Genomic DNA, 25,447 nt, shown 5'->3' on the forward strand with positions numbered 1-25,447 from the left:
TGTGTGCAAAAGTACGTCTTTTCTACTGAATAAACAAATTATTTAATAATTAAATATCAAATTATAACATTTTTCTTGGTTTGAGCTTACAAATCTGCACGAATCATCTTGGATTGTGCAATATCTGAGACAAAATAATTCGGCTTTTCTTCTTTAATTCCGCAACAAATGTGTAACTTTGCACCCATATTATCGATAATAGTCATAGAATGAACGAAGATTTTGATATAAGACAAGAGACGGTTTCGCCTGCCGAAAAGGAATTCGAGAAGGCGCTGCGCCCACTGAAGTTCTCCGACTTCAGCGGACAGAATGGCGTGGTGGATAATCTCGAAGTCTTTGTTGAGGCAGCCAAGTATCGTGGCGAACCGCTCGACCATACCCTCTTGCACGGTCCTCCCGGATTGGGTAAGACTACGCTGAGCAACATCATCGCCAACGAACTGGGCGTGGGCTTCAAGATTACATCAGGCCCAGTGCTCGATAAGCCGGGCGACCTGGCAGGTATCCTTACCTCCCTGGAGCCTAACGATGTGCTCTTCATCGATGAAATCCACCGCCTTTCGCCAGTGGTAGAGGAGTATCTCTATTCGGCGATGGAGGATTACCGCATTGACATCATGATAGACAAGGGTCCTTCGGCACGAAGCATCCAGATAGATCTGAATCCGTTTACGCTCGTGGGAGCCACCACTCGCAGCGGTCTTCTCACGGCTCCTCTCCGTGCCCGTTTCGGAATCAATCTGCATCTGGAATATTACGACCCGGCTACGCTTCAGAAGATAATCAAGCGAAGTGCGATGCTCCTGAAGGTGCCGATAGAGGATGAGGCGGCAGTGGAAATCTCCCGCCGTTCGCGCGGAACTCCTCGTATCGCCAACTCGCTGCTCAGAAGAGTCAGGGATTTCGCTCAGGTGAAGGGCAACGGAACCATTACCTACGAGATCGCCCAGATGGCGCTCAAGGCGCTCAACATCGACCAGTATGGCTTGGATGAGATTGATAATAAGATTCTCACCACCATCATCGACAAGTTCCGTGGAGGTCCGGTAGGCGTAAGCACCATTGCCACGGCAATAGGCGAGGATGGCGGCACCGTAGAGGAGGTTTACGAGCCATTCCTCATCATGGAAGGCTTCATCAAGCGCACGCCACGAGGCAGAATGGCCACCAAGCTTGCCTATGAGCATCTGGGCAGGAATCCGTATGGAAGCAACATCATGCAGGGTGACCTGTTTGAATAATGAGTAGTTATTAGTGATTAATGATTAGAGATTGATGAGAATAGGGATATTTACGGGTACATTCGACCCATTTACGATAGGACATCAGAACATCGCCGAGCGTGTCTTGCCCATGTTCGACAAGCTCGTGATTGCAGTGGCGATGAGCAAGCTGAAGCACGCTAGCGAGGAAATCTCGAAGCGTGTAGAAGATATCAGAAAGGTTTTCCCGAAGGAATGTTCGGAATTGGTGGATGCGAAAGATGCATCCAAGGGTTATCGCCTGGAGGTGGTTGCCTACGATGACCTCACCATCGACCTGGCGCATCGCCTGGGAGCCAGGTTCCTGGTTCGCGGTGTCCGTTCTGCCAAGGATTTCGAGTACGAGCGAGAGCAGGCTGACATCAACAGGCAGTTGGGCGGCGTAGAAACCATCCTGCTGTTTTCCGACCCAAGATACAGCAGCATCAGCTCAACGCTGGTTAGGGAATTGAGATTCTTCGGAAGAGAAGTAGATGAATTCCTGCCGAAGGCGAAATAATGAATAATGTAGAATTAATAATGAATAATTAATAAGGGGCTCTTGGCGAGCCTGATTATTAATTGTAAATTATAAATTTTAAATTGAATTGCGTATGATAACATACAATGTAGATGGCGTGAAAATGCCAAAGATCAAGAAGCGTGACACCAGTGCCTGGATTCGCAAGGTGGCTGCCTCTCATGGCCGCAAGGTGGGAGAGATAGGCTATATGTTTGTAGATGACGAGAAGATTCTCGAAGTGAACAACGAGTATCTGGGTCATGATTACTATACCGATGTCATCACCTTCGATTATGATGAGGATGATGTGATTAACGGCGACATCGTGATTTCGCTCGATACCGTCCGCACCAATGCCGAGCAGTTTGGCAAGACCTATGATGATGAGCTTCATCGCGTCATCATCCATGGCATCCTGCACCTCTGCGGAATTAACGACAAGGGTCCGGGAGAGCGTGAAATCATGGAGGAGAACGAGAACAAGGCGCTCGCCCTGCTCGAAGGTGCTTCGATATTGAAGAAGTAAAGCCCTTCTCTATCATTTGAGGAAGCTAGGTTTCTTCAATTTCAGGTAGAAGTATAGAAAAAACAACTGTTAACTGTTAACCTGTTAACTTTGTTATAGGTTGGCAGTTGACATAATGATAGGAGATAAGATTATGGCAACAGCAATCAAAGCAATACCAACATTGCATGGTAAAGAAGCAAAAGAGTTTTTGCGCCATGCAGAAGAGGCCGAGCGTAACTTTAAGGGATTCAAAAATATCGAAGAACATCCCTTTTGTGTAATGGCTCGCAGCATTTTGGAAAAGGCAGGTATGAGATAATTTTATTGTCATATAAAATGAATTAAAAGGGAGATTCCAACCATCATCGTTGGAGTCTCCCTTTTATTATTCTATCGCCTTGATTCTCTCCCTACATTCTTTCAGAATCCCAGTTAGTTCCTCCACGGTCGTGGCTCTCAGCATGGCGATTCTCGTCTGACGAAAATCGGGAATGCCTTTGAAGATAGGGGAGGCGGCAAGGTGGCGACGGGTGTGGAGAATGCCTCTGTACTCGTCGATGCGCTCCACGTTGATGCGAAGCTGCTCCTCCAGGAGGTCAATCTTCTCATCTACGGTTAATGGAGTTGCGCCTGTATTATCCAGATAATCACGGATTTCCTTGAAAATCCATGGTCTTCCAAAGGTAGCTCTACCAATCATCACTGCATCTACGCCGTAGCGATCAAAGGCAAGTTTGGCTTCCTCCGGGGTGGTAATATCGCCGTTGCCGATGATAGGAATATGGATGCGGGGATTGTTCTTCACCTCTCCTATGAGGCTCCAGTCGGCTTCTCCGGTGTACATCTGGCTACGGGTTCTGCCGTGGATGGTGAGCGCCTGGATTCCGCAATCCTGTAGCTGCTCGGCAAGGTCGGTGATGATGAGGTTTTCGCAATCCCAACCCAGTCGGGTCTTCACGGTTACGGGCACGTTTACCGCCTTCACCACTTCTCTTGTAATATCCAGCATCAGCGGGATATTTCGGAGCATTCCGGCTCCTGCACCCTTTCCGGCAACCTTCTTCACCGGGCAGCCGAAGTTAATGTCAATCACATCCGGCTTCGCCTGTTCTACGATTTTTGCAGCTTCCACCATATCCTCGGTGGTTCTGCCGTAAATCTGAATGCCTACAGGGCGCTCCTCATCGCTTATCGTAAGCTTGCTGACAGTACTCTTGATGCTTCGCACCAAGGCTTCCGCCGATACGAACTCAGTATAAACCATGGCAGCTCCGAATCGCTTGCAGAGCATGCGAAAGCCAATATCCGTTACGTCTTCCATCGGAGCGAGGAAGAGGGGCTGAGGCCCAAATTCTATATTACCTATTTTCATCGTTTTATGAGGAGTTAAAGGAGTTAAGGAGTTAAAGGAGTTAAGACAAATGCTTCGAAAATGATAATCCTTGATATTCCTTCTCCAAAATTTCGGCTGCAAAGTTACACTTTTTTTATGAGAAATTGCCATGATATACAAAAAAACATGAGTATCTCATAACTGTTGTCTTAACTCCTTAACTCCCTTTAACTCCTTAACTCCTCCTTTGATTCACTTCAAAAGATGATACATTCCTCCTGCCAGGGTGCGGATGATTCCCTTCATTTCCATCTGGAAGAGGAGGGAGGTGAGGCGGGAGATGTCGATATTCGACTTCACGCTGATGATGTTGATCTGCAGGTCGTTGGTCCTGGAGAGGATTTGGACGATGAGCTCCTCCTCGGGCGATAGTTCCGGGAAGAGGCAGCGCTCGATGCCCTGCTGCTTGGCTCTCATCAGGGTTGCGTCATCTTGCCAGCGCATGTCCTTCACAAAGTCCTCGGCGCTGGTGATGAGGGTGGCGCCGTTGTCCCTTATCAGGTTGTTGCAGCCTTCGCTGTAGTGGTCGCCTATTCTGCCTGGGAAGGCGAAGACGTCACGGCCGTAGGATTGCGAAATGCCGCAGGTGATGAGACCGCCGCCATGAGAAGCGCTCTCTATCAGGATGCAGGCATCCGACATTCCCGCCACGATGCGGTTGCGGCGCACGAAGTTAATCTTATCGGCGTTTGTCTGGGTAAGGAATTCGGTGAGCAATCCGCCTTGCTCTATCATTCTCACTGCCGTATCCCTGTGTTGGCGGGGATAGAGGTCATCGAGGCCATGAGCCAGTACGCCCACGGTTTCGTAGCCGCAGGCGAGCGCCTGTCGGTGTGCCATGATGTCTACGCCATAGGCCAGGCCGCTCACGATGAGCACACGAGGGGAGAGCTGCTTCAGGTCGGAGATGAAGCGGCGGATGAGGTCTTCGCCGTACGGGGTGCAGTGGCGGGTTCCGATGATGTTGATGACCCGCTGCTGATTGAGGTTGGCGTTGCCTTTATAGAAGAGCATCAGAGGGGCGTCGTCACAATCCTTGAGTCGCTGGGGATAGCGGTCGTCGTGCATCGTTATCGGCTCTATGCCGTATCGGATGTCGTATTCCAGTTCTACTTCTGCGCGTTTGCGCGCCTCGTCGCAGTTCTTGAGGGCATTCACGAGCTTATCCGAGGCATCTGGGAGAAGGCTTCGGATGTCGTTTCTATGCTCCATGATGAGCGTGGCGGAGCCTGTTCTTCTGTATAGCTCCAGCATCCCTGCAAGGCTGAAGTAGTTGAGCCTTGTCAGGAGGATGGTGTTTAATATTTCCTGTTGGTCAGCCATAAGCTTTATCTTTTTATGGGGTTATAGATGGGAGGAAGGAGGGAGAAGCAGGAAGGAGCACGGGGGACCGAGCGATGGAATCGCTCGGAACGGGAGCGCGAGGGGGCTACGCTGCTCCTTTATTTCTGCACCACAGTTCCGAGCGATTTCATCGCTCGGTCCTTCCCTGGTCTTCCCTGGTCTTCCCTGGTCTTCCCTGGTCTTCCCTGGTCTTCCCTGGTCTTCCCTGGTCTTCCCTGGTCTTCCCTGGTCTTCCCTGGTCTTTCCTCGGTCCTTCCCTGGTCTTTCCTCGGTCCTTCCCTGGTCTTTCCTCGGTCCTTCCCTGGTCTTTCCTCGGTCCTTCCTTTTCTTTTCTTTTTCTTTCCCCTTTACCTCTTCAGGTATTCGTAACCGATGCGGCAGCGGAGACATTCCTTCTGGTCGCAGTATTCCTTCTTCAGCTGGATGAGGGCCTGGCTGTCGCCGGCGTTTTCCACCACCAGGCCGCATTGCTGCCACATCCTTACTATGTGGTTGTTCTCGGCCTTCAGCTCCTCCAGGAAGTCGAAGGCACGGTCGCAGTATTTCTCTTCTCCGCGGTGCCTGCCGTAGGCGAAGAGGATGGGGACTACCGTGTTGATGATGAGCAGATTGAGCGAGAAAAGGGAGATGTGTTTCTCGTTCTTTACGCTCGTGCTGCCAAAGGTGTAATGGGTTTCCCAATACTCCGTGACGCTGGTAGAAAGCACCTTCTTCGCCTCTTTCACCGTGGTGGCCTCCAGCAGCTGGCTGAGGCTGGCACGGCGGTTGTAATAAAGATTGGCAAGCTGCGAGATGCGGATATGAGGGAAGTTCTGAGGGCGAAGTCTCAGGAATCGCCACAGCTTGTAATCCATCGGTTGCATCGAGAACTTATGCGAGAGATAGAGATATTCATTCCTCAATCTTGCGAAATAGCCGTCGTTCAGGGCGTCTTTCTGATAGTGTTCGGGGATGGTGTTGAGCTCCAGCAGTCCCGCCTGCCCCATGAAGATGGCTTCTATCTGGAAGAGGTCGTCCCGGTGATGGTCCACGGATCTGAGCGGCAGGTTCAGCGCCCACTGCTCGAAGGCTTCGCCATTGATTCCGAAGCCGAAATTGCGCGCCAGGGTCACGAAATAGGCGTTCTCCCAATCACCGTTGCATTGTCGGACGCGCTCTTCTATCGCCTCTGTTTTCTGCGAGAGCCGTTCGGTTTGCAGGGCGCTCATCCACGAGTGGATGGTGAGCCTGGTGAGCGATGGAATGATTTGATAGCAAGGAGGATATTGGTCGATGGTTAAGAGTTCCTGATAGTGTTTCAGTACGTGTTCGGGGATGTTGAGCTGCATCTGCACAAGGGGTTCGCCCTTCGAGTTTTTGGCGTCGAGGTCGATGATGCCGCAGACGTGCAGTATCACATTGTCGTATCTTTCGTCCTTGTCGTGAGCATGAAGATACCAGTCGCTCGCCTTGTCGTGAATCTCCACGTTGCCCACCCATAGGGTTCCGTTGATTTTCAGCTTGGCGTTGAAGAAGTCGGGCCCTGCATTGCGGTTGTGGAGTCCGGGGTCGATAACTTCCACCTGCCGCTGGTCGGTGGTGGTAAGAGGGGAGAGTGGGAAGAGTTTGTGCTTCCACACGTAGTGAAGTAGTTGCTCCATATTGTTTCGGCTTTTATGGTTTATAGGATTGCCTCTTTCGGAACGCAAGTTCTTTTGCTTGACCTTGATGGATGCAAGTTCTTCGCTCGTGTGCGGAAGGGGAGTATTGAAAAATCAGCTGTTAACTGTTAACCTGTTAACCCTGAGGAGAGAGGTATTTCTCGAATGCCTTGTCGTAGTCCTCGCTGTTGCCCAGTTTGCCGTTGATGAGGCAGACGAGTTCTACGGTTGCCTTGAGGCAGAGCTTCTCGTCGCTGGCACGGAAGATGTCCTGATGGAAGACATATCTCACGCCCTGCTTCTCCAGCCACAGACGCGAGAGGAATTCATCATCGCATTGCAGCGGAATCTTGTACTGCAGGTTCATTCTCGCCACCACAGCATCCACGCCCTTGTTGTGCATTTCGGCAAAGCTGAGGCCGCATTCCTTCAGGAAGAGATGGCGGGTATGCTCCATGTAGTGCAGATAGTTGGCGTTGTTCACAATGCCCTCAATATCGCACTCGTAATCCCTCACTTCCATCTTTGTCTCGAATATGTATTTGCTCATCATTTTCTCTTTTTTAGTTACTAAATGAGGCTAAAAGCCTTAAATCACTGCAAAAATAACCAAAATTTTCTATTTATTATTATAATAACAAGGATTTTTCAAGGTTTTTCAAAGAAAAAATTGTATTTTTGCCGAAACGTTTGGTTTGAGGAGGCAAAGAATGACGATGCAAAAACGCAATGGCAAGCTTTCTCCTTCTCCCTGCCATACGGAAATATCAGTTAGAGTAAAACAAATAAAATTTAGATAAAGATGAAAATTGCTTTGATCGGCTACGGAAAGATGGGACACATGATCGAGGAGATCGCCCTGCAGCGTGGCCACGAAATCGTATGTAAGATTGACGTGAATAACCCTGAGGATATCGACAGTCCGGAGTTCTGCTCTGCCGATGTTGCCATCGAGTTTACCAACCCTACTGCCGCTTACGGCAACTATCTGAAGGCTTTCTCCCACAACGTGAAGGTGGTTTCTGGTTCTACAGGTTGGATGAAAGACCATAAGGAAGACGTGGAGAAACTCTGCGCCGACGGTAAGCAGACCCTTTTCTGGGCGTCTAACTTCAGCATCGGAGTAGCCATCTTCTCTGCCGTAAACCGCTATCTGGCTAAGATCATGAACGGTTTCCCACAGTACTCTGTCTGCATGCAGGAAACCCACCACGTTCATAAGCTCGATGCGCCATCAGGCACAGCCATCACGCTTGCCGAGGAAATCATCGACAACATCGACAGAAAGAAAGATTGGAAGCGTGGCGTTACTTATTGGACAGAGGATGGTCATCACGATGAGGGCGATGCAAACATCACCGATGAGGATTTGGTCATCAACTGCGTACGCGATGGCGAGGTTCCTGGAATCCACGCCGTGATGTATGATTCAGATGCTGATATGATTACCATCGAGCACAGTGCCCACTCACGCAAGGGATTTGCTCTCGGAGCTGTTCTCGCTGCTGAGTTCACAGCCAACCATTCCGGTTTGCTCACAACCTCAGATTTGTTTAAGTTCTAATAAATCCAATAAATATGATTGACAAGCAGAAACAAAAACTCAATATGAAGGTGCAGTGGGCGAAGTTCGTAGTAGTTCTCGCCCTCTATCTTCTCTTTCTGGTTTGGGTAGAGAGCTGGCTGGGACTCATCGTGGTTCCGTTCATCTTCGACGTTTACATCACCAAGAAGATTCACTGGCAGTGGTGGAAGGATGAAGAAGGCCCTGTGCGCTTCATCATGAGCTGGGTTGATGCGCTCGTGTTCGCGCTCGTAGCGGTTTATTTCATCAACCTCTTCTTCTTCCAGAACTACGTTATTCCGTCCTCCTCTCTCGAAAAGAGTCTCCTCACGGGCGATTATCTCTTCGTGAGCAAGGTAAGCTACGGACCTCGCATCCCTCAGACTCCGCTCACCATGCCTTTAACCCAGCACACTATGCCGCTGGTCAACGTGAAGAGCTACATTGAGTGGCCTCACTGGGATTATCGCCGCGTGAAGGGATTGGGCAACGTGAAGCTCAACGACATCGTAGTGTTCAATTATCCTGCCGGCGACACCCTCTGCAACGAGGAGCGCTATCAGGCGAACGATTACTATCAGATGGTTTACTCCATCGGCGACCAGATACTGGAGCAGAACGGCCAGCAGCAGGATGTCCGCGTGCTGAACCCATTGCAGCAGCGCCACTACTTCGAGAAAGTGTATGCTGCCGGTAGAAACTACATCCTGAACATGCCGGGCGAATATGGCGACATCATCAGCCGTCCTACCGATCGACGCGAGAACTACGTGAAGCGCTGCGTTGGTTTGCCGGGACAGACCCTGCAGATCAAGAACCGCATCGTTTATCTTGACGGCAAGGCAAACAAGGAGCCTGATAACGTGCAATATACCTACAAGATGAAGCTCAAGGGCGAGTTCCCTATCGACCTTGCCGATGAGCTGGGAATCACCAACGAAGACCTCCTGATGTATAATCAGAGCGGCGTGATTCCACTCACCAAGAAGGCTTATCTCGCCCTGAAGGCGGACAAGAACCTCGTGGAGAGCATCTCCATCAACACCGATGCAAGATACGGCGACCTGTATCCGCTCAACGCCTACACCGGCTGGACATGCGATAATTACGGTCCTGTATGGATTCCGAAGAAGGGAAAGAGCATCGCTCTGACGCTGAAGAACCTGCCTGTTTACGAGCGTTGCATCAAGGTTTACGAGGGCAACGACCTGAAGGTAGACAGCCAGGGCAACATCTTCATCAACGGTAAGTTGGCGAAGAGCTACACCTTCAAGCTCGACTATTACTGGTTGATGGGTGACAACCGCCACAACTCAGCCGACAGCCGCTACTGGGGCTTCGTTCCTGAGGACCACATCGTGGGCAAGCCTATCTTCATCTGGTGGAGCCACAGTCCTGATCATCCAGGCTTCTCAGGCATCCGCTGGAACCGCCTGTTCAACTTCGTAGATAATATCAAGTAAGCAAAGATAGATTTGAAAATCGCAGTTAAATTCCTAATAGCTTTAGGTTTGTCGTTGCTCCTGGTATGGGCGGTGCGAACCTTTGCTTTCACTGTCTTCACGGTGCCCGCCGGAGGTCTTCCTCCGCAGCTGGAAGCAGGCACTCGGGTGATAGTGGATAGGATTGACTGCGATTTTTTCAATCGCGGCGATGTGGTTGTCTTCACCGATTCCGTGTTTGCTCCGGCTAAGAATCAAGCCAAGGTCAAAGGTCAGAGACAGGCTGGAAATCAAGTTCAGCCTAACCCCCGGAAATTCGTCTCAGAGGCTTATTTCATCGGTAGGATAGAGAAGCTGCCGGGCGATACGATTTGCATCGATATGGTGAAGTATATCATTCCTACGGTGTGCTGTAAGCGCTGTGGCTGCAAGGATTGCCGCTTCTATCTCCTGAAGACCCCAACCGGGCAGCAGGTGGTGCATAAGCATCAGATGATAGGCAAGGCTTACAAGCTGTTCTAAACGTAAAGAGTAATCATAAAGTTCAAAGTTCAAATCTCAAAGTTCAAAGTAAATTGAAAGCCCTTCTTTCCTCCACATATTTCGGTCCCATCCAGTGGTATCAGAAGCTGAACCGCTACGATGAATGCCTGATAGAGCGCCACGAGAGCTTTATCAAGCAAACCTATCGCAACCGTATGATCATCCCGACCACCAACGGTCCTCTCTCGCTCACCATTCCCACCAATCACGACATCTCCCTGTCGATGAAGGACATCCGCATCTCCGACCACGCCAACTGGCGCCACGTCCACTGGAATGCGCTTCTCTCCGCCTATGGCGAGAGCCCTTTCTTCGAGTATTATCAGGACGACATCCGCCCCTTCTACGAGAAGAAATACGAGTTCCTCTTCGATTTCAACATGGAGACTACTGAGAAGATGATAGAGCTCCTCGACATCCGTCCCAAGATTTCAATCACGGAGGAGTATATTTTAAGTGAAGAACGAAGAGTGAAGAGCGAAGAAAGTGAAGAACGAAGAGTGAAGAGCGAAGAAACAACGTTCGGCGGCCAAGGGGAAAGCCAATTTGATAGCATTGCTGATCATAAAGTTCAAAGTTCAAATCTCAAAGTTCAAAGTAAAGAAGTTCAAAGTATATTTGATTTCCGCGATGCTATTCGCCCTAAGAAGCCGCTTCCTGACGCAGAATTCGTTCCCAAGCGCTATTATCAGGTCTACGGGCAGAAGCACGGTTTCCAGCCGAATATGAGCATCCTGGACCTCCTCTTCAATGAAGGAAACGAGGCGATATTCTACCTATAAATAATCAAGGTAGAGTATCGCCTCGCTGCTTTCTTATAATTCAATGAGCCTGGTTCCGTAATTAGAAGTAGTAGGCAAGCTTTGCGCGCAAGCCATTGTGATCGATTCCGTATTTATATTTGCTGCCGTCCCAGCCTGCCGGCTGCTTGTAAGTGGTGGAAATGCCGCCAAGATTCACGCCAGCCGACCAGTGCTTGCTGAGCATGTATTCGCATCCCGCTTCCGCATAGACGCCAAAGCCATCTGTGGTGTTGAAATCGTCGTCTGTGCAGGCGTAGCCAAGGCTCAGCAGCAGATTCCAGATGAAGCGCTTGTTGGTCTTGTAGGCCATTTTGTAACCCGCACCGACGAAATAGTTCATGATTACATCGTTGACGTCATTGCCGCCGTTTCTAGGGATTTTCACCTTGGTTCTGCTGCCCATGCCATTAATGGAGAAGCCGATATAAAAAGGACGGCGGGTGTTCTTCAGTTTCCACAGATGGGCGTATTCCATGGTCACGTCGAAGCCGGTAGGCGTTCTGCCCAGTTTATCGCCGTTGGCCGTAAGAATTTCGTTGCTGAGCCATGAATATCCGCTGCTTACGCTGATGCTGTTGGCTGGCAGATAGCGCTTCTCGTTGTCTGCATCTTCTACCACAACCTTCTTCTCCTGCTCTTGCGCGCAGGCCTTCTGTGAAGGAATTCCACTCAAAAATAGCGCTAGTGAGGCGCATGCAGCCAATTTTGCTGCTGATTTTGAATTCATACGTTTAAAAATTTATTGTTAATAATTTGGCAGCAAAGGTATTAAAAAAAACGGAATCCCATAGAACATGCATGAAAAATATATAGAAAATGTAACGTTAAAAAAACTAATCCATAGTTTTCTGCCCCGCAACTCATGGTTTTCTGCCAGGGAAGTCATGGGTTGGCCGATGTGAAATCGTAGTATTCTGCCTTCTCTTGTCCTTATTCTAACGATAAATGATGACCGGCCCTGGTCATCATTTATGACCCGTTAAAGCCTTCATATAAGCCCATTTAGCCCTCATCTCCCGTTGCTCCATTCTCCTCCTCATCAACCGGACAGAGTTAACAGGTTAACAGTTAACACCCCAAAAATGCATACTCCCCCTCCCACACATATAAAAATAAGTATATATATATATTTAATATAATAAGGTACGCAAAGGGGAGGTAGGAAAAAACAGCTGTTAACTGTTAACCCTGTTAACCCCTGCTGCTCCCAGATGCCCTTTTAGGAAATTTAAACAAGTATGCTTGGTGGTGTCATCAAAAAACCGTACTTTTGCGGCTGACAACAAACAATATCAAACATAAAAAACGACAATGAAGAAACTGAAATTCCATATAGTAGGTCTTACCCACAACGACGTGAAAGGTCGTGAGGTAGAATACGCCAGGGAGGCAGAGGGCAGAACCATCTGCCTTGTGCCCGATGACGCCAATCCCTTTGATATGCTGGCTGTGAAAGCTTACGACAAGCAGCTTTTCATCGGCTATGTCTCAGCCCTGGAGGGCGAGGACGTAAGAGCCCTCATCATCGCCCGGAAGGGCAGGAACCTGCGCACCCGATGCCTGGGAAGCAACAGCAAGGAGGGAGCCGATGAGAAGTCGGGACTCCAGCTGATAGTGGAGGCGCGGGTAGATGTATCCGAGCAGGAGATAGAGCAGGCGCGCAGGGAAATCTATGATGACGGAATCTATGACGGCTGGCACTATTCCGGTCCCATTCTGCCCATCGACAAGCTGACCCGTTTCAGCGATTGCACCATGATGCTGGAAGGTGTCATCAACGACATCATCAGCATTCAGGAGCAACTCTCACGTGATTCAGCTTCCTCTCGTGATTCAGATTCCTCTCATGATTCAGATTCTTCTCGTGATTCAGATTCCTCTCGTGATTCAGATTCCGCTGAAGCCGATAAGAACCCTCTTGATGCCGATTCCCGGGCGGCGCTGGAGGCAGAGCTGCGCGACAACCTGGAAGAGGCTAGGGAGCGGCTCAGCAGCTTCATGGAAATACAGCGAAGCGATTATTCGCGCGAGATGACGCAGACGAGAAACCGCATTCTCAACAACCTCGACCTCATAGACGATGAGGAAATCCATCGCATGGGCGAGCAACTCTATACGGAGATGGGATTCATTACCAGTTCCGCTTACCGTGAGCGAGCAGCCCAGTCTTTCTTCGTAGAAGCTCCTATCGCCATCAAGAAGAAGCAGACGGGCGCCTACGACTATAAGGACCAGCTGGACGCCATAGAACAGCAGCTGCACGCCTTCCCCTATTCGCTCTATCCCACGTTCAAGGCCGACCCGGTAGATTTCCTCCGCCAGGTGTTCTATAAGCGTGTGCCCCGCAAGAAGATGCTCCAGCTGCTTTCCGGCATCGTCCTGATGATTATAAACGGCAGGGTGAATGACGTGAAGCAGTGGGGAAAACACGGTGATGCAGCATCGCTGGAGGCGATGAAGGCGATGAAGGCGGTGGGTGCCAAGCCTTCGAACGAAGTGAAGAAAGAGAAATTCTTAGAACTGGTTGATTTGGTAATTCCGAAGATAGCGGTTTATAAGAAAAAAGGCTGTTCTGAAGTGCTGGTGAAAAGTCAATCCGACTGGTTCCCTGTGTTCCGCCTCTTAAACGGGTGGGGGCTATTCAATATGGGAACTCCTACAGCCTTCTGCAAACATCTGGCCCACCTGTATGAAAAACTACCTCCGGAGAATACGGAGCGTGCTCCGCTCTGCAAATGGAAGGATCTTGCGCAGGTGAAATCTACACCATTCGAATATGCAGCTCTGGAATGGTGGAAACTTGATTCAGATAAGTTGGGCTCGGTAAGCATAGAAAGATTCAATCATTATTGCGATATTGTGAATGCTTTCAAGAAGATTTTGGGCGAAACATCCTATTTGGAGAATGTGGATTTGAAGGAAATCTTGCCGAAACTGGTGGATAAGGAAGTGCCAGCCCCGGACACCAAGAATGATGACGAGATGACGGCGGGAGATGGTAGCTAGCGGGGTATATTAATACCTCGCTTATACCCCTCTTATACCCTTTGATGATTCTTTATACCTTGTTTTATACCCTCCTTATACCCCTGCTTTTTTATTTCAGAAAAAACTTGTAAACGGCTTTTTTTTTGTTTATCTTTGCATCGCTTTTCGGAAGAGAAGTGGCTGGTTTTCAATAATCCAGTCATTGTATAATCTAAATAATATTCAAATGGTAAACAACAATCTTTCTTTTGATGAATGCAAGCAGATGAGCAGCCGTCTCATTGCCATGAACCCTAATCGCAATGCAAACATGGGGCAGATTGCTACTTATCTCCTCGATTACTACACCGAGCTCACCAAGCAGTCCTGGCTCTGCACCCTCGTGGGGCAGATTCGCGACCTTACCGCCAAGCAGAATCTGATGGGCGAGGAGCAGGAGCAGACTGAGGCCTACAAGCAGCTCGACAAGCAGATTACTGCACTCAAGAAGCAGCTGCCTTTCCGTTCGCCTCACTACTTCCACTTCCTGGACGACCACCGTGCCCAGAAGTCCATCGACCCGGAGGCCTTCACCTTCCAGACTACCGTAGACATCGATAATCCGGAGGAGGTAGAAGGAGCCGTGAAGAGAGCCTTGCTCCTGAACGGAATGTTTGATGACCCCCAGGAGAAAGTCGCCCGTGAGCAGATGTTCACCGCCGATGAAATCGAGCTTTGGAAGGGGAAAGTACTTCATGTGGAACGCTCGGCACGCAACAAGGCCCACATCGACATCCGCATCCCTGTAGGGATGACCATCGCTGAGGCTCAGAGCGCCTTCTGCAAGCTCATCCATGTCACCGAAGACCCAAGCTGCATTACGCCTGAGCGCATCATCTTCATCACCGATGCTGCCAGCCAGATCTATACTGCCGACGACTGGTACAAGCACCTGGATAAGGAAGCTGTGGCTGAATATCGTGAGGCTTACAGAAAGAGAGGACTGGATATCGACGGCCGTCCGATGGATATTGATTCCGCTCCAACCGTAGATTTCCAGCCTGTCGAGAGCGAGGAGGAGAAGGCGAGAAGGGCTGCCAATACCGTGCAGTATGAGCAGACCTACGATGGCGTTCCTTATGAGGAGATTACCAAGGCGCTGGTGGATCTGATGGGCGGCGCTCCTGCCCATGGCAACCGCAACAACTTCATCTATCGTGAAGCCTGCCTGCTCAGATACATCTGCAATAGCGAGGCGGCTTGGATTAAGCAGGTAATCGAAATCTTCGGCGAAGACGAGGAGAAGGCGTTCGCCTCTGTAGAGAGCGCCTGCAAGGTGGCTCAGTCCTCGGAAATGCCCCAGCTCGTGAAGCAGGCGGTGGAGCTTGCCCGCAAGAACTATCTTGCCAAGCAAGCCACCGAGAAGGCAGGAATCTACGCCGAAGTTCCGCCTCAGTTGCCTGCCAAGCTGCCTAAGCTCATCAAGCTGCTCACCAGCAAGGTAGAGGATGATTTCAAGGCACCTGTGGCGATGGCGGTTTTCCCTCCGCTGGCTGCTCATCTCAAGGGCGTCAACTTCCGCTACATCGACAATCAGGTGCATGAGGCGGCTATGATGAATCTGCTCGTAGCGCCGATGTCGTCAGGCAAATCGGCGGTAAACGGACCTATCAACAGCATCATCGAAGACCTGGTGCAGATGGATAAGGTGAACCGTCAGAAGGAGCAGAAATGGAAGGACGAGGTGAACACCATGGGCGACAACAAGAAGAAGCCGGTGCGCCCGGAAGACATCTGCATCCGCATCGTTTCGCCCGACCTTACCCGTGCTGCCTACATCCAGCGTCTGGATGATGCGCAGAAGGCTGGCGATGCCTATCTCTACTGCAAGATGGACGAGGTGGACATGCTCAGGAAGTTCAACGACCCTAGCCAGCTGATTCGTCTCTGCTGGGACAATTCAGAGGACGGTCAGGAGCGTGTGGGCACCAAGAGCGTTACTGCCCGCGTGAAGACCCGTTTCAACTGGAATGCTTCCAGTACCATCGCCGTTACCCAGAAGTTCTTCTCGGTTCGTGAGGTGGCTGATGGAGCCGTGAGCCGCCTGTCACTTGCCACCATCTTCCGTTCAGAGTTTGCTCCTTGTCCGGTTGTGGGGGAATATGATGCGCAGTTCAAGTCGCAGCTGGCTCCTTACATCCATCAGCTGAATGCCGCCAGCGGTTTCAAGGAGTGCAGGAAGGCTCGCCAGCTTATCGAGCGCCTGGGCAGTGAGCTCATGGAGCTGGCTCAGCTGGCTTACAACAAGCCTTACGCCGAGTTTGCCAAGCGTGGTTTGGCGAATGGTTTCCGCAGGGCGATGGTGCTCTATCTGGCGAATGGCGAGAAGTGGGAGAAGGCGATAGAGGATTTCATCGTATGGAGCGTGAAGTATGATTTGTGGTGCAAGATGCGTTTCTTCGGCAATCAGATGCAGGAGGCGATAGATGCAGACAACCGTTCTATCTATCATGCATCCGGTGTGAGCAATCTTCTGCTCTTCGTTCATGATACTTTCGATAAGGCAGAGATTCAGGAAGTCTGCATGGTTCATGGCACCAAGACCAAGCTTGCCGTTCTCCTGTGCACCTGGAAGAAGCGTGGCTTCATCGTGAAGAACGAAGACGGCACCTTCTCCAAGACCGCCAAGTTCATCGGCAAGTACGGGCACTACGGAACGCCGGGAATGGCTGCGTAGAATAGGTTAGGCACGGATTATGCGGATTACACGGATGTTCTATGAGATTATGAATGCGTTTTGATTGACTCCCGTCAGGTGTCCCGGCGGATTTGCAATCCGCCGTCAAAAAGATTCGACCTATTAAAATCGGGGGATTTGCAATCCCCCAACACCAATAGGAAAAGCAATCTTGCTTGCTGCGGATTTCAAATCCGCAGATCTTCAATAGGTAAGGACCTTTTTTAACGCCGGATTTCAAATCCGGCGGGACGCCTATCGGACGTATTTTTTGCTTGATGCCTAGCGAAAGGCTCTTTCGCTTTTATCAGTTCGCCCTGAACCAACGGTCACCGGCCGAAGGCAAAGGGCAAAAGCTTTAAAAATATCGCCTTCTTCTGTAACGGGAATGTAAAGGTTCTTGACCTTAATCAAGAAATCGGGGTGTTCTGAAACTTTTCTCCTGAAATATTTGTACGCGAACACAAAAGCTCGTACCTTTGCATCGGAAATAAGAAAAAAGGATAAAAGATTGATAATATCAGGATACGAAAGGTATTGATTATAAGGAAGAAAGATTGATTACATCAGGATACGAAGGTATTAGAATCTAGGTAAAGATTGAAAAAGGGATAACAATAAAAGATTGTTAATAAAAAGGATAAGTTTGATTTAAAGTTAAGAAAGGGAAAAGTTATGTTAGTATTAGGAATTGCATTCGCAGCAGTAGTAGCATTTGCTGCAACAGTTGGTGCAGCAAGCAACAAGCTCGCTTAAGTAATAAGCCAACGAGGTAAGGAACTTTAAAAGTTCAGAAAACAGTAATTGAAGCAAAGTAGGAAGCCAATATGGGCTTCCGAGATGCAGAGGGAGAGTCAACAGGGCTTTCCTGGGATTGAGGAGCGGATGATGCTCCTTTTTTCGTTTAACATTGAATATCAGACAGACATACATATATATAAAAGGAAATCGGGTTGGTTAACAGGTTAACAGTTAACAGCCCGATTTTCTTTGTTTATATCCCTATTCGAGGATGATTTTGAGATTTACTACATAGAAGAAATTACGTAACTTATTGATATGTAGGTAAATATATCTCTTTTGAATTTATTTTCCAAGATATGGCTTCAGGATTCTTACCCAGTTCTGGTAGCCTTTTCCGAGCAGATGCAAGCCATCGTTGGTATAATCCGGGTTCATGTCCTGGGTTCCAGGGATTACGAACTCAGAGAAGAGGTCGATGTAGGTCAAGCCACGGCGGTTGGCGATTTCCTTGATCAGGGCGTGTGGGCAATGGCTTCTGCTTTTTGCTTTTGGCTTTCTGTTAAGAACTACTTGAAAATCAGGGTGGTGAGCCTGTCTTTATCAAACAGCTCCTGAGCCACGGCTTGAATCTGGGCGGCGGTAATCGCATCCACCTGCTCATAGAGGCGGTCAACGTTCTTCTCCCAGCCATAATGCAGGAAACTCTTGCCGAAGTCGAGGGCGAAGTTCTCACGGTTGTCGCAGGCCACGCCTATCTGCCCCTTGATCTGCTTCTTGGCAGCCTTGAGCTGCGCATCGCTCAATGGCTTCTGCATGAACTTATCCAGTTCCTTGCGGACCAGTCTGAGGCAGCGCTTCACATCGTGTTCATCGCATCCGAAATAGATGCTCCAGGTGCCCGTGTCGCCATAAGCCACCATCGTGCTCTCTACGGTGTAAACCAGTCCGTTGTGCTCTCTGAGGGCGAGGTTCAGCTTGGCGTTCATACCCGGTCCGCCCAGCATATTATTGAGCAGATAGAGCGGCATTCGGCGGTCGTCGTTCACATCGTAAGCGCGGGTTCCTATCATCACATGAGCCTGATGCGTATTCTTCTGCATTACAATCGTCTTTCCCGCGACTTTACTTTGAACATTGAACTTTGAGCTTTGAACTTTATGATTTGCATCGCCTGCTTCCATTTCTTCCGTAGGTGTTTCTTCCGTAGGCGTTTCTTCTGCAATCCTTTCTTCCGTAGGCGTTTCGGCGGATTTGCAATCCGCCGAGCAAGCAAGCTCTCGGCCTTTTGGGCACTCTCCCAAAGCCTTCCTGATAAGCTTCACCAGCTTCTTGAAATCGATATCCCCGTATGCGAAGAATATCGCATTATCCGGTCGATAAAGCTTCCTTGTGAAGCGGAGCGCATCCTCCGTCTTGAAGGAGCGAACCTGCTCGGCAGTGCCCAGGATATTATGCCCCAGCGGCGAACCCTTGAAGAGGATATTCTCGAATTCATCATATATCAGTTCGGCTGGCGAATCATTATAGCTCTCAATCTCATCGCAGATCACCTCCACCTCCTTGTCTATCTCCGCTTGCGGATAAACCGAGTGGAAGACGATGTCGGAAAGCAGGTCCACTGCTCTTGCGATGTGCTCCTTCAGGATGGCAGAGTAATAAACCGTGCCCTCCTTGTTGGTGTAGGCATTCAGGTCGCCGCCCACGCTCTCCAGGCAGTTGAGAATGTGCCACGCCTTGCGTCGCTCGGTGCCCTTGAAGGTGACGTGCTCGCAGAAATGCGCCAACCCCTCCTCGCCCGGCTCCTCGTTGCGGGTGCCGGCGTTTATCTGGTAGCCGCAATACACCACCTTGCTATCCGATGGCAGATGGATGATGCGGAGTCCGTTGTCTAATGTATAAGTATTGTATTTCATTTCAAGGTGCAAAGTTACTTTGAAAATGTAATTTATCCAAAATATTGGGCATTTATTTTGCATTATCGCCAAAAAGACTTATCTTTGTCCCCCAAAAACAAAATAAAAGAGACATAAACAATGCGTAAGGTTATAGGAATAGGAGAGACCGTGCTTGACATCATCTTCAAGAACGGCAAGCCGATAGAGGCAGTACCGGGTGGCTCATCGTTCAATGCAGTCATCTCGTTGGGACGTGCGGGCGTGAATGCTTCGTTTATCAGCGAGGCGGGCAACGACCGTATCGGAGAGTATGTGATTCAGTTCTTGAGAGATAATGGGGTGAATGCTGACAACGTGAGTATCTTCCCTGATTCGAAGTCGCCACTCTCGCTGGCGTTCCTCGACGAGAACAATAATGCTGACTACATTTTCTACAAGGATCATCCTCACGACCAGCTGGAGTTTGCCACTCCCGAAATCAATCCCGATGACATCGTGCTCTTCGGTTCGTTCTTCGCCCTGAATCCTGTGGTCCGTCCTCAGGTGGCAGGCTTCCTGGAGTACGCCAAGAGTCGTGGCGCCATCCTCTATTATGATGTAAACTTCCGCTCTTCTCATCAGCATGAGATTATGAAGATTACACCTAATCTGATAGAGAACCTGGAGCACGCCGATTTCGTTCGTGGCAGCCACGAGGACTTCGGAATCCTCTATAAGAAACCGGAGGCTGACAAGGTGTATAATGCCGAAATCAGTTTCTACTGCAAGAAGTTTATCTGCACCCAGGGCGCAGAGCCTGTAGAGGTTCGTGCCGAGAACGGCTTTGCCAAGAGTTATCCTTCGGAGAAGATGAAGCCGGTGAGCACCATCGGTGCCGGCGATAACTTCAATGCCGGTTTCGTGTTCGGACTGATCAAGGATGGAATCACCCGCGAGGATATCGACCGCGGCTTATCTGAGGCGCAATGGGATAGCCTGCTTGCATCGGCCCAGGATTTCTCCACCGAATGTTGCAAGGACATCTACAATTATGTTTCCAAGGAATTCGGAGAAAGAAAAAACTTGGAACTTTGAACTGGGAACTTTATGATTAGTAGAAGTTGTTTGAGAAACAGCATATCATAAAGTTCAAAGTTCAAATCTCAAAGTTCAAAGTTAAAATCTCAAAGTTCAAAGTAAATAATATGACAGAAATTACAAACAAGATTTATTACGTAGGCGTTAACGACCGCAACAAGCATCGTTTTGAGGGCCTCTGGCCATTGCCTAACGGAGTGAGCTACAACTCGTATATCATTGACGATGAGAAGGTAGCGCTGGTAGATACTGTAGAGGTAGATTTCTTCACCCAGTTCCTCGAGAATATTCACGAGGTGATTGGTGACCGTGAAATCGATTACCTCATCATCAACCACATGGAACCTGACCACAGCGGTTCCATCGCCCTCATCAAGAAATATTACCCTAACATCAAGATTGTGGGCAACAAGAAGACCCTGGGAATGCTCGAAGGCTTCTATGGCGTAACTGATGACGTGGTAGAGGTGAAGAATGGCGAAACCCTCTCTCTGGGCAACCACGAGCTGAGCTTCGTTCTCATCCCTATGGTTCACTGGCCAGAAACCATGGTAACCCTCGATGCGAAGAACAAGGTGCTCTTCTCGGGCGATGCCTTCGGCTGCTTCGGCGCGCTGAACGGCGGAATCATCGATACGGAAATCAACTGCGAGACTTTCTGGCTGGAGATGGTTCGCTACTACTCAAACATTGTGGGTAAGTATGGAATCCCTGTTCAGAATGCCTTGAAGAAGTTGGCTGGCGTGGAGCTGGATTATATCTGCTCAACCCATGGTCCTGTTTGGCACGAGCATATTGAGAAGGTTATCGGCATGTATGATAAGATGTCGAAGTACGAGACGGAGCCAGGCTTGGTTATCTGCTACGGCACCATGTACGGCAACACCGAGCGTATGGCCGAAATCATCGCCCGTGCAGCAAGCAAGGCAGGCGTGAAGAACATCGTAATGTACAATATCTCGAAGACTCACCACAGCTACATCCTGCGCGACATCTTCCGCTACAAGGGTCTTATCGTGGGTGCTCCAACCTACAATGCCGGTCTTTATCACGAGATGGAGGTTCTCCTCTCTGAGCTTGCCAATAAGGACATCAAGAACCACCTCCTTGGCTGGTATGGTTCTCATTGCTGGGCAAGCAAGGCTGTGGCTAAGATTCAGGAGTGGAACGAAACCAAGCTCCACTACGAGCCAGTGGGTGAGCCGGTAGATATGAAGCAGGCGATTACTCCAGAGGTCAAGGCGAAGTGCGAGGCTCTGGGTAAGGCAATGGCTGAGAAGCTGCTGGCGGAATAAAAGTTTAAGGGCGGAAGAACAACTGGGTTAACAGAGTTAACAGTTAACAGTTGTTTTTCCGCTCTTTCTTTGTTTAAATACCTTAAATATTCCGTGTAAATTACGATAAAACTTGGTGAAGTCGAGTAAAAAGTGTACTTTTGCTGCAAAAATATGTGTCTTGACACGAAAATTTTCAGTGAAATGATGTATTTCGAGCGCAAGGAATATCTGGATAAGCTCATCTCTGCCGAAGGCAATGGGATGATAAAGATTATCACCGGCATCCGCCGATGTGGTAAATCTTTTCTTCTTTTCAACATCTTTTGCAAGCATTTGCTTGAAAGAGGTGTTGCGGAAGACCATATCATACAAGTAAATCTTGAAGACCGTAGAAACAAGAAACTCCGTGACCCGGATGCTTTGCTGGAGCATATAGATGCTCAGATGGTTGACAAGGAGAAGTATTACATTCTCTTGGATGAGGTTCAGATGGTAAAGGAGTTTGAGGATGTGCTCAATTCCTATCTTCATGTAGAAAATGCTGAGGTGTACGTAACTGGTTCCAATGCCCGGTTCTTGTCAAAGGACGTAATCACAGAGTTCAGAGGACGAGGTTGGGAAATCCGCATTCATCCATTGAGCTTTTCTGAATACTACGAGGTTGTGGGAGGTGAGATGCAACAAGCTTTGGAAACCTATTATCTGTATGGTGGATTGCCTGCTGTGGTGCAGATGGAAAGCCCTGCAGCCAAGCAAAACTATCTTCGAGAGATTTATGAGACCGTTTATCTGAAAGATGTATTGGATCGAAATCGCTTGAAGAATCCAGAGGGAATGAAAGAGCTGGTACGTCTCCTTGCATCTACGATAGGTTCTTGTACCAATGTCTTGAAAATCTCCAATACGTTTAAATCGGCTGGTGGAGTAGAGATAAGTGGCAATACTATCAGCAGGTATTTGGAATACCTGCTGGATTCCTTCATCATCAGCGAGGCTTTGCGCTATGATGTGAAGGGGCGCAAATACATTGGTACTGGTACCAAGTATTATTTCGAGGACATCGGTATTAGAAATGCCGTGGTAGATTTCCGACAGATAGAATTCACCCATATCATGGAGAATGTGGTTTATAACGAGTTGCGGAAGCAGGGTTATACTGTGGATGTGGGGTCAGTGGAGAACTTCAGGCGGGATGAGAATGGCAAACTGCAGCGTAGGAATCTTGAGATAGATTTTGTGGTGAACCGTCATGATGAACGCCTCTATATCCAGTCGGCTTACGCCTTGCCGGATAAGGAGAAGGTAAATCAGGAGCAGGCTTCTCTTTTGAATATAAACGATGGCTTCCGCAAACTGATAATCGTAGGGGATAGGTATCGTTCGGGTTATAATGAAGAAGGCATTCTGATGATGAGCCTCTCCGATTTCCTCTTGGGGAAAGAAAATCAGGGATAGATGGTCTTGAAGAAAATATCAAGAGCGGAAGGACAACAGGGGTTAACAGAGTTAACAGTTAACAGTTGTTTTTCCGCTCTTTCTTTATCTTTATATAGGATTTTTATGCCTCGCAGAGCCTTGCCAATTCTTCCAGGTTATTCGCCACTTCAATCACATCTCGCCAATCGCCGCGAATCATGCTTTTCTCTGCCATATCATCCAACAGGGCGATGGTGGAGTTCCAGAAGCCTTTCATGTTGTAGAGAATCACCATCTTGTGGTGGTAGCCGATGGTGTGGGCGGCGGCGATGGTGAAGATTTCATCCAGGGTGCCGACGCCGCCAGGAAGGGCTACGAAGATGTCGCTCTGGGCGAGCATCAGGTCCTTGCGGTCGCTGAGATTATCACACGGAATCTCGATGTCGAGGTCTGGGAAGGTTCTGCCGCCTCGCTCTACAAGCGTAGGAACCACACCGATGGTTCTGCCGCCATTCGCCTTCACTGCCTTGCCGATGCTATCCATCAGACCGGAGTTGCAGCCGCCGAAAACCAGGTCGTGGCCGTTCTCAGCCATCCACTTTCCCATCTCTTCAGTCATCGTGAAGAAGTCGGGGTCGATATTCTTATTTGCTGAACAAAAAACTGCTATTTTCATATTGCTTTATCTTCTATTTGATAATGTTTTATCCGTTATTTATTGATGTTTAGGCAAAGGTACGCAAAAATATCGAGATAATTGGGCTCTTTTTGCGGATAATTTCTTAATTTTGCAAACTATAACTAATCTTATAAACAGAAAGATAGAAATCTTATAAACGATACAAGAGAATGAAAAGGATTATCACATATAGTATCATCGCATTGTTGCAGGCATCGGTATCGCTTGCACAGACCTCTGTGGCGCTTGCTCAGACCTCTGTGTCGCTTGCGAAAACCTCTCCGAAGCCGAAGCTTCAGAAGCGGGAGAAGTATGAATGGCAGGGAGAGATTCCTACCTATGTAGAAACGCTGAAGAAGGAACTGACCTATCCGATGGCTTGGGGCAACAGTCCTATCAGGAACTTTAAGAAGTGGAAGAAGGCGGCAAGGGCGAAGGTGTTTGAATGCATGATGACGCCTCCGAAAGCGGCTGCGGCTTGGGATATGGAAGTATTGGGCGAGGAACAGAGAGACGGATATAAAGCGCAGAAAATTGCCTTCAATATCAACGCCTATTCCCGAATTACGGCTTATCTCCTGTTTCCGGATTCTGAATACGGAAAGAACTCGAACGCAGAAGATGGAAAGAACTCGAAAGCAGAAGATGGATTGCTGCTTTCTGCTCAGAATAAGAAAGCTGGAAAATTCCCAGCCGTGGTGGCGCTTCACGACCATGGTGCCCATCTCTTTATCGGAAAGGAGAAGATGATTCGCCCTTTCTTTATCGCTTCTGAAGAGCAGGATGCGGATGGGAAGATTTCTGAAAAGAAGAAGGCTGCCAACCAGGAAATATTGGATGATGCAGATGCGTGGGTAAACCAGCTTTACGAGGGTCAGTACGTGGGCGATTACCTGGCGAAACATGGCTATGTGGTGCTTTCGATTGATGCGCCGATGTGGGGAGAACGAGGCCGGAAGGAGGGCGTGGATAGAAACAAATACGACCTGATAGCCGGCAACATGATGATGCTGGGTAGAGACCTCTCTGCCTTCATGACTTACGATGATATTTCCAGCACCGAGTTCCTGGCTTCGCTGCCGATGGTAGATGCGAAGCGTATCGGATGCGTGGGCTGTTCGATGGGAGCCTATCGCTCGTGGATGCTCTCTGCATTATCGGATAGAATCAAGGCGGGTGCTTCCATCTGCTGGATGATTACCACCGATGCTCAGCTTACCCGAAGATTTGGAAGAAAGGAGAATGGCGGTTTTGCGAATTGCATCCCAGGGTTGAGGCAATATCTCGACTATCCTCACATCGCCTCTCTCGCCTGTCCGAAGCCGATGCTCTTTATCAACGGCACAAAAGACAAGCTCTTCCCTGTGCCTGGTGTAAAGGATGCTTTCGCCGAAATGCGCAAGGTTTGGAAGAGTCAGGAATCTGATAATCTGCTGGATACGGAACTTTGGGAAATCCCTCATTCCTGCGGTTTGAAGGCGCAGGAGAAAATGCTGGAGTTTCTGGATAAGAATCTGAAATAGGGGTTAACAGAGTTAACAGTTAACAGCTGTTTTTCTGTACCTTCTTCTCTTAAATATCAAAAGTCTACTACGCTAACCCCTAAAAAAAAGGCGTTAGCGTAGTAAACTTTTGCGTTTTTGCTTGTGTT

21 protein-coding genes and 1 pseudogene are annotated in these 25,447 nt (G+C 49.1%); 14 read left to right on the top strand and 8 right to left on the bottom strand.

Annotation, left to right across the window (positions count from 1 at the left end; all coding sequences use genetic code 11):
• Positions 1-209 precede the first annotated feature (209 nt).
• From ruvB to ACQRBJ_RS07465, 4 genes are all read left to right on the top strand, one after another.
• Positions 210-1,244 carry a Holliday junction branch migration DNA helicase RuvB gene (ruvB, locus tag ACQRBJ_RS07450; protein WP_445303241.1) on the top strand — a complete coding sequence of 345 codons (1,035 nt, stop codon included), beginning with the start codon at positions 210-212 and terminating at the stop codon, positions 1,242-1,244.
• 34 nt (positions 1,245-1,278) lie between these two features.
• The gene (coaD, locus tag ACQRBJ_RS07455; protein WP_445303242.1) at positions 1,279-1,764 is read left to right on the top strand and encodes a pantetheine-phosphate adenylyltransferase; all 486 of its coding nucleotides are present in this window, start codon (positions 1,279-1,281) and stop codon (positions 1,762-1,764) included.
• A gap of 94 nt (positions 1,765-1,858) precedes the next feature.
• Complete coding sequence (ybeY, locus tag ACQRBJ_RS07460) at positions 1,859-2,293, top strand: rRNA maturation RNase YbeY (protein WP_006848933.1); 435 nt, start codon at positions 1,859-1,861, stop codon at positions 2,291-2,293.
• 133 nt (positions 2,294-2,426) lie between these two features.
• Positions 2,427-2,594 carry a hypothetical protein gene (locus ACQRBJ_RS07465; RefSeq protein WP_006848934.1) on the top strand — a complete coding sequence of 56 codons (168 nt, stop codon included), beginning with the start codon at positions 2,427-2,429 and terminating at the stop codon, positions 2,592-2,594.
• 66 nt (positions 2,595-2,660) lie between these two features.
• Here the strand turns inward: ACQRBJ_RS07465 and dusB are convergent, their stop codons facing one another.
• From dusB to ACQRBJ_RS07485, 4 genes are all read right to left on the bottom strand, one after another.
• Entirely contained in the window at positions 2,661-3,647 is a 987-nt protein-coding gene (dusB, locus tag ACQRBJ_RS07470; RefSeq protein ID WP_445303243.1) for a tRNA dihydrouridine synthase DusB, read from the bottom strand.
• Between the two features lie 213 nt (positions 3,648-3,860).
• Positions 3,861-4,991: a DNA-processing protein DprA gene (gene dprA, locus ACQRBJ_RS07475; RefSeq protein WP_445303244.1), complete on the bottom strand. Its 1,131-nt coding sequence runs from the start codon at positions 4,989-4,991 to the stop codon at positions 3,861-3,863.
• 368 nt (positions 4,992-5,359) lie between these two features.
• On the bottom strand, positions 5,360-6,652 hold the full coding sequence (locus tag ACQRBJ_RS07480; RefSeq protein ID WP_445303245.1) for a DUF2851 family protein: 1,293 nt from the start codon (positions 6,650-6,652) through the stop codon (positions 5,360-5,362).
• A gap of 136 nt (positions 6,653-6,788) precedes the next feature.
• The gene (locus ACQRBJ_RS07485; protein ID WP_294972226.1) at positions 6,789-7,202 is read right to left on the bottom strand and encodes an acyl-CoA thioesterase; all 414 of its coding nucleotides are present in this window, start codon (positions 7,200-7,202) and stop codon (positions 6,789-6,791) included.
• A gap of 252 nt (positions 7,203-7,454) precedes the next feature.
• On the opposite strand from ACQRBJ_RS07485, the gene dapB reads away from it, so the two are divergent.
• Genes dapB through ACQRBJ_RS07505 form a run of 4 tightly spaced genes read left to right on the top strand, consistent with a single transcriptional unit; the run spans position 7,455 to position 10,983 of the window.
• Entirely contained in the window at positions 7,455-8,216 is a 762-nt protein-coding gene (dapB, locus tag ACQRBJ_RS07490) for a 4-hydroxy-tetrahydrodipicolinate reductase (RefSeq protein ID WP_119248609.1), read from the top strand.
• A gap of 14 nt (positions 8,217-8,230) precedes the next feature.
• Complete coding sequence (locus tag ACQRBJ_RS07495; protein WP_445303246.1) at positions 8,231-9,679, top strand: S26 family signal peptidase; 1,449 nt, start codon at positions 8,231-8,233, stop codon at positions 9,677-9,679.
• 12 nt (positions 9,680-9,691) lie between these two features.
• Positions 9,692-10,180 (top strand): S26 family signal peptidase, encoded by a 489-nt coding sequence (locus tag ACQRBJ_RS07500; RefSeq protein WP_445303247.1) that lies wholly within the window; start codon positions 9,692-9,694, stop codon positions 10,178-10,180.
• A gap of 53 nt (positions 10,181-10,233) precedes the next feature.
• Complete coding sequence (locus ACQRBJ_RS07505; RefSeq protein WP_294972219.1) at positions 10,234-10,983, top strand: WbqC family protein; 750 nt, start codon at positions 10,234-10,236, stop codon at positions 10,981-10,983.
• A 61-nt stretch (positions 10,984-11,044) separates the two neighbouring features.
• On the opposite strand, the gene ACQRBJ_RS07510 is transcribed toward ACQRBJ_RS07505, so the two are convergent.
• Entirely contained in the window at positions 11,045-11,731 is a 687-nt protein-coding gene (locus tag ACQRBJ_RS07510; RefSeq protein ID WP_445303248.1) for a hypothetical protein, read from the bottom strand.
• Positions 11,732-12,315: 584 nt separating this feature from the next.
• Between ACQRBJ_RS07510 and ACQRBJ_RS07515 the strand changes: the two genes are divergently transcribed.
• Positions 12,316-14,010, top strand: coding sequence for a hypothetical protein (locus ACQRBJ_RS07515; protein ID WP_445303249.1), 1,695 nt, complete (start codon positions 12,316-12,318; stop codon positions 14,008-14,010).
• 208 nt (positions 14,011-14,218) lie between these two features.
• The gene (locus tag ACQRBJ_RS07520; RefSeq protein WP_445303250.1) at positions 14,219-16,708 is read left to right on the top strand and encodes a hypothetical protein; all 2,490 of its coding nucleotides are present in this window, start codon (positions 14,219-14,221) and stop codon (positions 16,706-16,708) included.
• A 1,086-nt stretch (positions 16,709-17,794) separates the two neighbouring features.
• Here the strand turns inward: ACQRBJ_RS07520 and ACQRBJ_RS07525 are convergent.
• Positions 17,795-17,938: pseudogene (locus ACQRBJ_RS07525) on the bottom strand (sialate O-acetylesterase); the annotation flags it as partial.
• Positions 17,939-18,018: 80 nt separating this feature from the next.
• Complete coding sequence (locus ACQRBJ_RS07530) at positions 18,019-19,365, bottom strand: M16 family metallopeptidase (RefSeq protein WP_445303251.1); 1,347 nt, start codon at positions 19,363-19,365, stop codon at positions 18,019-18,021.
• A 120-nt stretch (positions 19,366-19,485) separates the two neighbouring features.
• On the opposite strand from ACQRBJ_RS07530, the gene ACQRBJ_RS07535 reads away from it, so the two are divergent.
• From ACQRBJ_RS07535 to ACQRBJ_RS07545, 3 genes are all read left to right on the top strand, one after another.
• On the top strand, positions 19,486-20,421 hold the full coding sequence (locus tag ACQRBJ_RS07535; protein ID WP_153122171.1) for a carbohydrate kinase family protein: 936 nt from the start codon (positions 19,486-19,488) through the stop codon (positions 20,419-20,421).
• Positions 20,422-20,531: 110 nt separating this feature from the next.
• Positions 20,532-21,719 carry an FprA family A-type flavoprotein gene (locus tag ACQRBJ_RS07540; RefSeq protein ID WP_294967762.1) on the top strand — a complete coding sequence of 396 codons (1,188 nt, stop codon included), beginning with the start codon at positions 20,532-20,534 and terminating at the stop codon, positions 21,717-21,719.
• A gap of 186 nt (positions 21,720-21,905) precedes the next feature.
• Positions 21,906-23,156 (top strand): ATP-binding protein, encoded by a 1,251-nt coding sequence (locus tag ACQRBJ_RS07545; RefSeq protein WP_445303276.1) that lies wholly within the window; start codon positions 21,906-21,908, stop codon positions 23,154-23,156.
• A gap of 103 nt (positions 23,157-23,259) precedes the next feature.
• On the opposite strand, the gene ACQRBJ_RS07550 is transcribed toward ACQRBJ_RS07545, so the two are convergent.
• Positions 23,260-23,793 (bottom strand): TIGR00730 family Rossman fold protein, encoded by a 534-nt coding sequence (locus ACQRBJ_RS07550; RefSeq protein WP_445303252.1) that lies wholly within the window; start codon positions 23,791-23,793, stop codon positions 23,260-23,262.
• 173 nt (positions 23,794-23,966) lie between these two features.
• On the opposite strand from ACQRBJ_RS07550, the gene ACQRBJ_RS07555 reads away from it, so the two are divergent.
• Positions 23,967-25,319 carry an alpha/beta hydrolase family protein gene (locus tag ACQRBJ_RS07555; RefSeq protein WP_445303253.1) on the top strand — a complete coding sequence of 451 codons (1,353 nt, stop codon included), beginning with the start codon at positions 23,967-23,969 and terminating at the stop codon, positions 25,317-25,319.
• Positions 25,320-25,447: the final 128 nt, after the last annotated feature.

Origin of the sequence: Prevotella sp. SGI.167, assembly GCF_050313615.1 — a bacterium.
Taxonomy (GTDB): Bacteria; Bacteroidota; Bacteroidia; order Bacteroidales; family Bacteroidaceae; genus Prevotella.

What these genes read in the sequence shown, in the direction of transcription:
- ruvB (WP_445303241.1), top strand. Translation starts at nt 210, where the DNA reads ATGAACGAAGATTTTGATATAAGACAAGAGACGGTTTCGCCTGCCGAA.
- coaD (WP_445303242.1), top strand. Translation starts at nt 1,279, where the DNA reads ATGAGAATAGGGATATTTACGGGTACATTCGACCCATTTACGATAGGA.
- ybeY (WP_006848933.1), top strand. Translation starts at nt 1,859, where the DNA reads ATGATAACATACAATGTAGATGGCGTGAAAATGCCAAAGATCAAGAAG.
- ACQRBJ_RS07465 (WP_006848934.1), top strand. Translation starts at nt 2,427, where the DNA reads ATGGCAACAGCAATCAAAGCAATACCAACATTGCATGGTAAAGAAGCA.
- dusB (WP_445303243.1), bottom strand. Translation starts at nt 3,647, where the DNA reads ATGAAAATAGGTAATATAGAATTTGGGCCTCAGCCCCTCTTCCTCGCT.
- dprA (WP_445303244.1), bottom strand. Translation starts at nt 4,991, where the DNA reads ATGGCTGACCAACAGGAAATATTAAACACCATCCTCCTGACAAGGCTC.
- ACQRBJ_RS07480 (WP_445303245.1), bottom strand. Translation starts at nt 6,652, where the DNA reads ATGGAGCAACTACTTCACTACGTGTGGAAGCACAAACTCTTCCCACTC.
- ACQRBJ_RS07485 (WP_294972226.1), bottom strand. Translation starts at nt 7,202, where the DNA reads ATGAGCAAATACATATTCGAGACAAAGATGGAAGTGAGGGATTACGAG.
- dapB (WP_119248609.1), top strand. Translation starts at nt 7,455, where the DNA reads ATGAAAATTGCTTTGATCGGCTACGGAAAGATGGGACACATGATCGAG.
- ACQRBJ_RS07495 (WP_445303246.1), top strand. Translation starts at nt 8,231, where the DNA reads ATGATTGACAAGCAGAAACAAAAACTCAATATGAAGGTGCAGTGGGCG.
- ACQRBJ_RS07510 (WP_445303248.1), bottom strand. Translation starts at nt 11,731, where the DNA reads ATGAATTCAAAATCAGCAGCAAAATTGGCTGCATGCGCCTCACTAGCG.
- ACQRBJ_RS07515 (WP_445303249.1), top strand. Translation starts at nt 12,316, where the DNA reads ATGAAGAAACTGAAATTCCATATAGTAGGTCTTACCCACAACGACGTG.
- ACQRBJ_RS07520 (WP_445303250.1), top strand. Translation starts at nt 14,219, where the DNA reads ATGGTAAACAACAATCTTTCTTTTGATGAATGCAAGCAGATGAGCAGC.
- ACQRBJ_RS07530 (WP_445303251.1), bottom strand. Translation starts at nt 19,365, where the DNA reads ATGAAATACAATACTTATACATTAGACAACGGACTCCGCATCATCCAT.
- ACQRBJ_RS07535 (WP_153122171.1), top strand. Translation starts at nt 19,486, where the DNA reads ATGCGTAAGGTTATAGGAATAGGAGAGACCGTGCTTGACATCATCTTC.
- ACQRBJ_RS07540 (WP_294967762.1), top strand. Translation starts at nt 20,532, where the DNA reads ATGACAGAAATTACAAACAAGATTTATTACGTAGGCGTTAACGACCGC.
- ACQRBJ_RS07545 (WP_445303276.1), top strand. Translation starts at nt 21,906, where the DNA reads ATGTATTTCGAGCGCAAGGAATATCTGGATAAGCTCATCTCTGCCGAA.
- ACQRBJ_RS07550 (WP_445303252.1), bottom strand. Translation starts at nt 23,793, where the DNA reads ATGAAAATAGCAGTTTTTTGTTCAGCAAATAAGAATATCGACCCCGAC.
- ACQRBJ_RS07555 (WP_445303253.1), top strand. Translation starts at nt 23,967, where the DNA reads ATGAAAAGGATTATCACATATAGTATCATCGCATTGTTGCAGGCATCG.